General features: G+C 73.2%; 9 protein-coding genes. 2 read left to right on the forward strand and 7 right to left on the reverse strand.

Annotation, left to right across the window (positions count from 1 at the left end):
* Positions 1-450: 450 nt before the first annotated feature.
* Positions 451-999: a hypothetical protein gene (locus J7E86_RS26410; RefSeq protein WP_215084966.1), complete on the reverse strand. Its 549-nt coding sequence runs from the start codon at positions 997-999 to the stop codon at positions 451-453.
* Between the two features lie 43 nt (positions 1,000-1,042).
* Positions 1,043-1,405, reverse strand: a complete 363-nt coding sequence (locus J7E86_RS26415; RefSeq protein ID WP_251019713.1) for an SH3 domain-containing protein — start codon at positions 1,403-1,405, stop codon at positions 1,043-1,045.
* Between the two features lie 174 nt (positions 1,406-1,579).
* Here J7E86_RS26415 and J7E86_RS26420 point away from each other — a divergent pair, with 174 nt between their 5' ends.
* Positions 1,580-3,742 (forward strand): PQQ-binding-like beta-propeller repeat protein, encoded by a 2,163-nt coding sequence (locus J7E86_RS26420; protein WP_215084968.1) that lies wholly within the window; start codon positions 1,580-1,582, stop codon positions 3,740-3,742.
* Positions 3,743-3,981: 239 nt separating this feature from the next.
* Here J7E86_RS26420 and ilvD read toward each other — a convergent pair whose 3' ends face one another.
* The 4 genes from ilvD to J7E86_RS26440 all read right to left on the reverse strand — a co-directional run bounded on the left by ilvD (position 3,982) and on the right by J7E86_RS26440 (position 8,568).
* Positions 3,982-5,832, reverse strand: coding sequence for a dihydroxy-acid dehydratase (gene ilvD / locus J7E86_RS26425; protein ID WP_215084970.1), 1,851 nt, complete (start codon positions 5,830-5,832; stop codon positions 3,982-3,984).
* Positions 5,833-5,946: 114 nt separating this feature from the next.
* Entirely contained in the window at positions 5,947-6,591 is a 645-nt protein-coding gene (locus tag J7E86_RS26430; RefSeq protein WP_215084972.1) for a TetR family transcriptional regulator, read from the reverse strand.
* The gene (locus J7E86_RS26435; protein ID WP_215084974.1) at positions 6,588-7,412 is read right to left on the reverse strand and encodes a sugar phosphate isomerase/epimerase; all 825 of its coding nucleotides are present in this window, start codon (positions 7,410-7,412) and stop codon (positions 6,588-6,590) included. Before J7E86_RS26435 ends, J7E86_RS26430 begins: the two co-directional genes overlap by 4 nt.
* A 211-nt stretch (positions 7,413-7,623) precedes the next feature.
* Positions 7,624-8,568: a Ppx/GppA phosphatase family protein gene (locus J7E86_RS26440; protein ID WP_215084976.1), complete on the reverse strand. Its 945-nt coding sequence runs from the start codon at positions 8,566-8,568 to the stop codon at positions 7,624-7,626.
* Between the two features lie 45 nt (positions 8,569-8,613).
* Here J7E86_RS26440 and J7E86_RS26445 point away from each other — a divergent pair, with 45 nt between their 5' ends.
* Complete coding sequence (locus J7E86_RS26445; RefSeq protein WP_215084978.1) at positions 8,614-9,444, forward strand: hypothetical protein; 831 nt, start codon at positions 8,614-8,616, stop codon at positions 9,442-9,444.
* An 18-nt stretch (positions 9,445-9,462) separates the two neighbouring features.
* Here J7E86_RS26445 and J7E86_RS26450 read toward each other — a convergent pair.
* On the reverse strand, positions 9,463-10,729 hold a 1,267-nt coding region (locus J7E86_RS26450; protein ID WP_215084980.1), incomplete at its 5' end, for a sigma-70 family RNA polymerase sigma factor.

The raw sequence follows: 10,729 nt of genomic DNA on the forward strand, positions 1-10,729 counted from the left end.
TTCTCAAGGAACGGACGCTTCCTTTGTACTCACCCTCTCGGGCTTTCCTCCGGGCGCTTCCCTTCGGTATTTCGTGTTTCCAACCTTACCAGATCCGTTTCCGCATCCGGCCCCCTGTCGGAGCGGGGTTCGCCTTCTCGCTTTCGCTTTCCGGCGTTTCCGACTCTATCAGATCCTTTTCCGTGCCGTTTCCGGCTCGAATTTGTTTCCGATCCCCCGTCGGAGGGGGTTTGTTTCGCGCCTTTCGGCGTGATCACTACTTTAGCGGATTCCCCCGGCGGTTCCTAATCGGAACCCGGTCCGAATTCCGGCATGCCGAAATTCATCCCGTTCAAGGGCCGTGCAGTAGAGAGTGCCGCCAGTGAGGCGTGAGTGGCCGCCTCGCCGTCCTCGCGGACGCCGTGGCAACTCGGAGAACACTACACGAGTCCCAGGGGTGCTCTGTACCCCTCAGCGCCCCTTGCGCCGGCCCTTGCCCTTCGCCCTGCCCGCCGGGTTGCCGGTGCGGGTCGTCCGCCGGCGCTCGTGGCGGGCGACGGCCTCCTCGTACTCCCGGCGGCGCAGCTTCTCGCCCGGCGCCTCGGTGAGCGTGCGCAGCGCGTAGGCAACGAGAGAGCCGATGAAGCCGATCATCATGATGCTCTGCATCGACCTCTCGTCCACCGTGCTCGTCGAGCGGCCGGTGAAGCGCTCCCAGGTGCGGCGGAAGGCGAGCGCGCTGCAGACGGCGAAGGCGACGACCACCAGCATGGTGACGAGGCTGCCCACCTCGGCGATGGCCAGGCCCTCGTATCCGAAGCGCAGCACGAAGGCGCCGCCCGCCGCTGCGGCGAGCGCTCCGAGGCCGGCGCCCACGCGGCGCAGTGCGTAACCGCCGTCGTGGTGGACCCAGGTCGTGCCGTAGAACCGGATCGGTTCCGGCTGTGGTCCGGCAGGTCCGGCCGGACCTGCTGAACCGGCGGGGCCGGCTGCCTCGGGTGCCTGGTGCTCATCGCTCATACGTCGATTATCGCCACCGGACCGGACCGCCGGCCCCGGCGCGTCACGCGCAGCGGATGGTGACGAACCCGTCGGCGCCGGTCTTCACGTACGCGTCCGACACGTACTGGCCCGGCGCGATGCTGTCCCAGATGTCGGTGGTGCCGTACGGGCCGGTGACCGTCTCGCCGCGGGTCTGGCAGCGGATGGTCACGCGGGAGTCCTCGGGAAGGACCTTGATGATCTGGCTTCCGGTGTTGGGGCCCCGGCGGACGTTGACCTGGACGCCGGGGGCGACCGGGTAGTAGACGGCGCCGGCGGCGGCCCGTACCGACGGCGATGCCGCGTCGTGCTGCCCCTGGCCGGCCTCGCCGCCGGCCTCGTTCCCGTCGAGCTCGTTGATTCCGTTGACCTCGTCGACGGCCATGTGGCCCTCCCCCGCGAAGAATTGACTCGTGCGCCGAAGGGCGTGTGCCGAAGGCGCGTATGGCATGTGCAGGCTAGCAAGGCGGCCCCGGCACGCCTCCCGGGATTCGTCCGGACCATCGATTAGGCTCCGGAAGCCGCCGTACGCGGCCGACAACACACGGGGGTGGGGGGAATGCCGCCGCTGCGCAGGTCCGGGACGTGCCCGGAAGCGGAGGATCCGGGGTATGCCGGCCAGTACCGGCTGGAAGGGCGGCTCGGCTCCGGCGGCATGGGCGTGGTCCATCTGGCGCGTTCGGCCTCGGGGCTGCGGCTCGCGGTCAAGGTGGTGCACGCCGAATACGCGGTGGATCCCGAGTTCAGGGCGCGTTTCCGGCAGGAGGTCGCGGCCGCGCGGCGGGTGAGTGGCGCGTTCACGGCGCCGGTGGTGGACGCGGATCCGGACGGCGAGCGGCCCTGGATGGCCACGCTCTACATTCCCGGCCCGACCCTTTCCGAGCGCGTCAAGCGGAACGGCCCGTTGAGCGGCGGTGAAGTGCTGCGGCTGGCGGCCGGGCTGGCCGAGGCGCTGCGGGACATCCACCGCGCCGGGGTCGTGCACCGCGATCTCAAGCCGAGCAATGTGCTGCTCGCCGAGGACGGCCCGAAGGTCATCGACTTCGGGATCTCCCGCCCGTACGACAGCGAGCTGCGCACCGAGACCGGCAAATTGATCGGTACGCCGCCCTTCATGGCGCCCGAGCAGTTCCAGCGGCCGCGGGAGGTGGGGCCGGCGGCGGATGTGTTCGCGCTGGCGTCGTTGCTGGTGCACGCGGCGACGGGGCGGGGACCGTTCGAGTCGGAGAGCCCGTACATCGTCGCGTACCAGGTGGTGCACAACGAGCCGGACCTGACCGGCGTGCCCAAGGACCTCGTGCCGCTGATCCGCGACTGTCTGGCGAAGGATCCGGCCGCCCGGCCCACACCGGACGCGATCATGGCCCGGCTGCCGGAGGCGGCGTGCGGCCGGCCCGCCGGGGACGTACCGCCCGCTCGGACACCGCCGCGCGACGTGCTCACCACGCACATCCGCGTCCCTCCCCCACCCCGGCCCGAGGAGCCCGAGCCGCCTGCCGTGCGCACGCCCCGCCGTCGCGGGCGCTGGATCGCCGCGCTGGCCGCGGCCGTCGTGGCCTCGGGAGCCGGCGGGTACTGGGCGCTGACCGGCGCCGATGTCCATGACCGTCCGTTGTCGTCGCGGCCGAGCGCGGCCGGGGCGGACTGGCGGCCGTGGGAGGCGTCGGTGCCGGCGGACGCGGCCGGGGACGGCACGGTGCGGGCCGGCTTCTGTACGTACGGGCAGGCCGCCCTGTACTGCTCGGCGCACGGGGTGCGGGCGGCCCGTATCGATCCGGGCAGTGGCAAGGTCGCGTGGCGGCGGCCGGCCGGGGACACGGGGGCGGGTGCCGCCGCGCCGCCCGCGCCCGTGGTCTCCGGTGGGCTCGTGCACGTGCTGGCACCGGACGGCAGCGTGCTCTCGGCTCTCGATCCGGCGACGGGCGAGCCGCGGTGGACGCGGAACGTGGCGGCGTACGGCGGGCGGGTCTATCACGCGGGTGACACGGTGCTGCTGGTCACCGAGGACGGCACCGTCACCGCCGTCGACGGCGCCACGAACAAGCAGCGCTGGAGCCACCGGCTGCCCGGGCACGCCAAGCCCGTCTTCTCCTTCTACGGCGACGGCCCCGCCTACGCCGTCTCGCCGGCCGGGCAGGGCCGGCACCGTACGCAGATCCTCGCTCTCGACCCCGTGCGCGGCTCGACGCTGTGGCAGCGGACGGCGGACGGTGACCTGACCGCCGTGGGCGCGGGGCCGCGGGGCGCGCTGTATCTGACCGCCGCCGACTCCGACAACCGTGTCTCGGCCGTGGTGCGCTACGAGCCGGACGGGCGGCGGGAGCACCGGGTGCCGCTCGGGTCGCCGCTCGCCGTGACGAGTGCCGTCGCGCGCGGCGACGCCGTCTATCTGCTGTCCTCGGACGGCGGGCTGACGGCGGTCGGTACCCAGGAGGGCGGGCGGCGGCAGCTGTGGCGGCTGGAGACGTCCATCGCCAATGGTTCGGCGCTCGTGGCCGCCGAGGCCCGGCTGTACTTCTCCGCCGCCGACGGCCGGCTGCTGGCCGTGGACACCGCCCGCGGCACCCTGCTCGGGCAGACCTCGCCCCGCCTGACGCGGGCCGGGCGGGGCTATCTGGACCTGCTCCCGGCGCCCGTCGCGGCGGACGGGAAGGTGTTCGGCGCGGCGCCGGACGGGACGGTGTTCGCGGTGAGCGACCACAATCCGGCCGGCTGGCGCTGATCCCGGAGCGCTGTGCCGTGTCCGGGTGGGTCATGTGAGCGGGCGCGGGGGCCGTGCAACGGGCTGAAGGCGGCTGAGCCCAGCCACAATCAAGCCCGTCTGGGGGCACCTCCCAGCGGTAGTTGGGGGAGATTGAGGACGCGCCCGCAGGGCGCCCGCCGCCGCAGGCGGCAAAAACAGCCCGCCCCGCCGCAGGCGGCCACGCGGCAAAGACGGCCCGCAAGCCGAAGATCCGCCCGCTAGGGCAGCCGGCTGACGTCCCGCACCGCGCCCTTGTCCGCGCTGGTGGCCATCGCCGCGTACGCCCGCAGGGCCGCCGAGACCTTGCGGTCGCGGTTCTTCGGCGCGTACGTACCGCCGAGCGCCTCCCGGCGGGCCGTCAGCTCCGCTTCGGGGACGAGGAGTTCGATCGACCGGTCCGGGATGTCAATGCGGATGCGGTCACCGTCCTCGACCAGCGCGATGGTGCCGCCGGAGGCCGCCTCGGGCGAGGCGTGGCCGATGGACAGGCCCGAGGTGCCGCCGGAGAAGCGGCCGTCGGTGACCAGGGCGCAGGACTTGCCGAGGCCGCGGCCCTTGAGGAAGGACGTGGGGTAGAGCATCTCCTGCATGCCGGGGCCGCCGCGGGGGCCCTCGTAGCGGATGACGACGACGTCGCCCTCCTTGATCTCCTTGCGGAGGATCTTGTCGACGGCCTCGTCCTGGGACTCGCAGACGACGGCCGGGCCCTCGAAGGTCCAGATCGACTCGTCGACACCGGCCGTCTTCACGACGCAGCCGTCGACGGCCAGGTTCCCCTTGAGGACGGCCAGTCCGCCGTCCTTGGAGTAGGCGTGCTCCGCGTCGCGGATGCAGCCGCCGGCGGCGTCCGTGTCGAGGGAGTCCCAGCGCTCGGACTGCGAGAAGGCGGTCGCGGAGCGGACGCAGCCGGGCGCCGCGTGCCACATCTCGACGGCCTCGGGCGAGGGCGATCCGCCGCGCACGTCCCAGGTGTCCAGCCAGTCCTTGATGCCGGGCGAGTGGACGGTGTGGACGTCCTCGTCGAGCAGGCCCGCGCGGTAGAGCTCGCCGAGGATGGCGGGGATGCCGCCGGCGCGGTGCACGTCCTCCATGTAGTACGTGCCGCCGGGGGCGACGTTCGGCGCGACCTTGGCCAGGCACGGCACGCGGCGCGAGACCGCGTCGATGTCCGTCAGGTCGTAGTCGAGCCCGGCCTCCTGGGCGGCGGCGAGCAGGTGCAGGATCGTGTTGGTCGAGCCGCCCATGGCGATGTCGAGTGCCATGGCGTTGTCGAAGGCGGCGTGGGTGGCGATGTTGCGCGGCAGGACCGAGTCGTCGTCCTGCTCGTAGTAGCGCTTGGTGATCTCGACGACCGTGCGGGCCGCGTTCTCGTACAGCGCCTTGCGGGCGGTGTGGGTGGCGAGGACGGTGCCGTTGCCCGGCAGGGAGAGGCCGATGGCCTCGGTCAGGCAGTTCATGGAGTTGGCGGTGAACATGCCGGAACACGAGCCGCAGGTCGGGCAGGCGTTCTCCTCGATGCGCAGGACGTCCTCGTCGGAGACGTTCTCGTCGGCCGCGTCCACGATCGCGTTGATCAGGTCGAGCTTGCGGACCGTGCCGTCGACGAGCGTGGCCTGGCCGGCCTCCATGGGGCCGCCGGAGACGAAGACGACCGGGATGTTGAGGCGCAGGGCGGCCATCAGCATGCCGGGGGTGATCTTGTCGCAGTTGGAGATGCAGATCAGCGCGTCGGCGCAGTGGGCCTCGACCATGTACTCGACGGAGTCGGCGATCAGGTCGCGGGAGGGCAGGCTGTAGAGCATGCCGGCGTGGCCCATGGCGATGCCGTCGTCGACCGCGATGGTGTTGAACTCGCGGGGCACCGCGCCCGCCGCCAGGATCGCGTCGGAGACGATCCGGCCGACCGGGGCGAGGTGGGTGTGGCCGGGGACGAACTCGGTGAAGGAGTTCGCCACCGCGATGATCGGCTTGCCGATGTCCGCGCCCGCTACGCCCGAGGCGCGCATCAGGGCGCGGGCGCCCGCCATGTTGCGGCCGTGGGTGACGGTGCGGGACCTCAGCTCGGGCATCCTGCTCCACTCCTCGAAGTGTGTCGGCGCTGTGCCGGCGTGCCGGCGTCTTTCGAGCCTACGCCGGTGATCCAAGGTCCGGACAGGCTTTCCGGCATACGAGACGCGGCGCGTTCACCGCGGGCCGGAACCCTGGCCGGGGCCCGCCAGGTGGTGCTGGACCGCCGGCGCGACCAGGGCGACGACCCGCTCGATGTCCGCCGAGGCCAGCGGCTCGACCTTGATCACGTAGCGCAGCATGGCGACGCCGACCAGCTGGGCGGCGGCCAGCTCGGAGCGCAGCCGGGGGTCGGGGACGTCGAGCTCGCCGGCGATGCGGGCCATCAGGCGGCTGGTGACGAGATCGCGGAAGACGGCGGCGGCGGTCTCGTTGGCGACGGCGGAGCGGACGATCGCGAGGAGCGGTTCGCGGGTCACCGGGTCCTCCCACACGCCGAGGATGAAGCGGGTCATCCGCTCCCCCACGGTGTCCCGGCCGCCCTGCTGGAGGACGCCCGGCGTGGCGAGCGCGGGCGCGAAGTCCGTCTCGATCGCGGCCGCGAAGATCTTCTCCTTCGGCCCGAAGTAGTGGTGGACGAGCGCCGGATCCACGTCCGCTCCCCTGGCGATGGCGCGGATGGACGCCTTGTCGTAGCCGCGCCCGGCGAACTCGGCGCGGGCCGCGGCGAGGATGCGTGCGCGGGCTCCGGGGCCGTCGGCGGTGTCGGTACGGGCGGGCCTGCCGCGCTTCTTGGGTGCGCCGCCGGGGGTGGCGGTCATGAGCGGGGCACGCTCGTGGGGGAGGCGAGGTGCAGGCGGGTGAAGGCCAGGGCCTCGGCGAGGTCGGCCTCGCGCTCGGCCGAGGACATGGCGCGGCGGGTGTTGACCTCGATCACGACGTGGCCGTCGAAGCCGGTGGTCGCGAGGCGCTCCAGCAGCTCGGCGCAGGGCTGCTTGCCGCGGCCGGGCACGAGGTGCTCGTCCTTGGCGGAGCCGTTGCCGTCGGCGAGGTGGATGTGCGCGAGCCGGTCGCCCATCCGATCGATCATCTGGAGGGCGTCCGTGCGGGCGGTCGAGGTGTGCGACAAATCGACGGTGAAATGGCGGTAGTCGTCCTGGGTGACGTCCCAGTCGGGCGCGTAGGCGAGCATCTCGCGGTCGCGGTAGCGCCAGGGATACATGTTCTCGACGGCGAAGCGGACGTCCGTCTCGTCCGCCATGCGCCACAGGCCGCGCACGAATTCCCGCGCGTACCCCCGCTGCCAGCGGAACGGCGGATGGACGACGACCGTACTCGCGCCGAGCTTCTCGGCGGCCGTACGGGCACGCTGGAGCTTGGTCCACGGGTCGGTCGACCAGACGCGCTGGGTGATCAGCAGGCAGGGTGCGTGAACGGCCAGGATCGGCACGCGGTGGTAGTCGGACAGGCGGCGGAGCGCTTCGATGTCCTGGCTGACGGGATCGGTCCACACCATGACCTCGACGCCGTCGTAGCCCAGGCGCCCGGCGATCTCGAAGGCCGCCGCCGTCGACTCGGGGTAGACCGAGGCCGTGGACAGCGCGACCTTCGCATCCGGGATGCGCACCACTGGCTCTGTCACGAGGGACAGCGTACGACCGCCTCCGACGAGGCGTGGCAGGGGCGTCTCATGTGGCGGAGTATGAGCGGTGGGTTGCCGCCTGCGGCGGCGGGCGCCCTGCGAGCGCGTCCTCAAACGCCGGACGGGCTGAGATCGGCTGAGCTCAGCCGATCTCAGCCCGTCCGGCGTTTGAGGACACCGCCGCGCAGCGGTGGTGCGCACGACACGACCCTCAGCCGCCCGCAGGGTTAGCCGGCATGTGGTCCAGTCTGCGCAGGATGACGCCCTCCCGCAGGGCCCACGGGCAGATTTCCAGTTCGTCGATGCCGAAGAGGTCCATCGCCGCCTCGGCGACCAGCGCGCCCGCCAGCAGCTGGGGCGCCCGGCTCTCCGAGACGCCGGGGAGGTTCGCGCGCTGCTGGACGGTCATGCCGGCAAGCCTGGGCACCCACTCCTCCAGGGACTTGCGGGTCAGGGCGCGCTGTACGTAGACGCCCTCCGTGGAGCGGGCGGCGCCGGCGATGCGGGCGAGCTGTTTGAAGGTCTTGGACGTGGCGACCGTGCGGTCGGGGGCGCCCAGCCGGGAGAAGTCGCCGACGCTGCGGGCGATCTGCGCCCGTACGTGCCGGCGCATGGCCCGTACGTCCGTGGGGTCGGGCGGGTCGCCGGGCAGCCACGCGGCGGTGAGCCGGCCGGCGCCCAGCGGCAGCGACGCCGCCGCGTCGGGTTCCTCGTCGAGGCCGAGGGCGATCTCCAGGGAGCCGCCGCCGATGTCGAAGAGGAGAAGCTTCCCGGCCGACCAGCCGAGCCACCGGCGGGCGGCCAGGAAGGTCAGGCGCGCCTCCTCCTCGCCGGTGAGGACGGTGAGGGTGACGCCGGTCTCCTTCCGGACGCGGTCGAGGACGGCGTCGGCGTTGGCGGCCTCGCGGACGGCGGAGGTGGCGAAGGGCAGGACGTCCTCGCAGCCCTTGTCCTCGGCGGCTTGGAGGGCGTCCTGGATCACAGTGACGAGGCGGTCGATGCCGGCGTCGCTGATCGATCCGCCGTCGTCGAGGAGTTCCGCGAGGCGCAGCTCGGCCTTGTGGGAATGGGCGGGCAGGGGGCAGGCGCCCGGATGCGCGTCCACCGCGAGCAGATGGACCGTATTCGAACCCACATCAAGGACACCGAGTCTCATGGCCTGAACGCTACTGCCGCTCTCGCGGGCGCATAGGCTTGTGGGGTGGCAAAGACGAAGAAGGCGAAGTCGGACAAAAAGCGCGCCAAGGCCCCCGGGGCCGTGCGGGCCGACGCCGGGACCGCGAAGGTCCCGGACGAGGTCGGGCTGGACTTCGCCCGCGCCTGGGTCGAGTTCCCCGACCCGGCCGACGACGAGCAGGTCTTCCGCTGCGACCTGACCTGGCTCACCTCCCGATGGAGCTGCGTCTTCGGCAGCGGCTGCCAGGGCATCCAGGCCGGTCGCGCGGACGACGGCTGCTGCACGCTCGGCGCGCACTTCTCCGACGAGGACGACGAGAAGCGCGTCGCGGGGCACGTGGCCCGGCTCACGCCGGAGATGTGGCAGTTCCACGACGTGGGCACCGACAGCGGCTGGACCCAGCTCGACGAGGACGGCGACCGGCAGACGCGCCGCTGGCAGGGCTCGTGCATCTTCCAGAACCGACCCGGGTTCGCCGGCGGCGCGGGGTGCTCGCTGCACATCCTGGCGCTGAAGGAGGGCCGCGAGCCGCTGGAGACCAAGCCGGACGTCTGCTGGCAGCTGCCGGTGCGGCGTACGTACGACTGGATCGAGCGGCCGGACGACACGCGGATCCTCCAGGTCTCCATCGGTGAGTACGACCGCCGCGGGTGGGGCCCGGGCGGCCACGACCTGCACTGGTGGTGCACGTCGGCGACGTCCGCGCACGGCGCGGGCGACCCGGTGTACGTGACGTACGCGCCGGAGCTGCGGGAGCTCATGGGCAAGGCGGGCTACGAGCGGCTGGTGGAGCTGTGCGAGGAGCGGCTGGCGTCCCTGCTGCCGATGGCTCCGCACCCGGCGGACCCGCGCTGACCTCGTGCGTCGGCGCGCTCAGGGGGACGGGGTCGGTCCGGGGGTCTGCGGGGCCGGGTCCGTCGGTGTCGGGGAGGGCCGCGGTGCGGTCGGGGTGGGCTCCGGGGTGCGCCCCCGGCCCTCGATCGTGACCACCGAACCGCCCGGCGCCATCGCCACGCGGGCGCTCCAGCGGCCCTCCGGTTCGCTCGCCTGGTCGACGTGGACCACGACCGTGAAGGACTGACCGGGCCGCAGTACGCCGCCCGTACGGCTCAGCTTCAGCCAGGGCGCGCGGGTCGTCATCGACCAGACCACCGGCTCGCCGCCGCTCGCCCGCAGGGTGATCAGTGTGGTCGTGCCGCTCGGCCGTGCCTCGATCGTCAGCCGGCCCGGACCGCGCTCGGGCCCCGGCGGCGGGCCGGGCAGCGGGACCGTGCTGCCACCGGGCGAGGGTGAGGCGGCGCCGGCCTCCGGCTGGGGCACGGGTCTGCCGTCGGGCCCGATCACCACGACGGAGACCCCGGCCGGGCGGCGGTCGCCCGCGGCCCGCGAACCGGCCGAGCCGACGGCCCGGCCCGCCTTGCCGCTCGTGCCGTTCCCGTCGTACGGATACTCGCCACTGGTGTCCTTGGCGGACATCGACGCCGGTTCCTGGCCCTCCCCCGTCATCGGCGCGCCCCGGTAGGCGGCCCAGAGCGCCAGGACGGGTGCGGCGATGACGGTGGCGACGACCGTGGTGGTGATGGCTCCCTTGCGCAGCCGGGCGCGGCGGGCCGCCCGGTCCTTGGGGTCCTGGGGGAAGCCGCGCCGGTCGAAGCGCGGGGTGGGCGGGGCGGCGGAACCGCGCTGCCGGCTCGCGCGCCGGACGTCCTCCATGGCGGCGTACGCCGCGGCGGCCGGCGCCGCTATGACGGGCAGGGGCGCGGAGCAGGCGGCCGTGCCGGGCCAGGGTTCGCCGGCGGTGGCGCGCTCGGCCGTGCGGCGGCAGTCGGCGCAGTCGTCGACGTGGCGCACCAGCTCGCGCCGGAGCGAGGCCCCCAGCAGCACCTGGGTGTCGCCGGCGAACCGGGAGACGACGGGACAGTGGCCCGACTCGACGACGGCCAGGGCGGTCCGGGTGCGCTCGACCTCGCAGGCGGCGCTGGAGAGGAGCGTGCGGGCGGCGTCGGCCTCCATCCGCAGGACGGCGGCGACCTCGTGCGCGGTGAGGCCGTGGCGGACGGCCAGTTCGAGGGCTTCGCGCTGCTCGGCGGTGGTGCCGGCGGCCTCGGGCCAGGCGAGCCGGGCGAGCTCGGCGCGCCGC

Origin of the sequence: Streptomyces sp. ISL-11, assembly GCF_018614525.1 — a bacterium.
Lineage (GTDB): Bacteria > Actinomycetota > Actinomycetes > Streptomycetales > Streptomycetaceae > Streptomyces.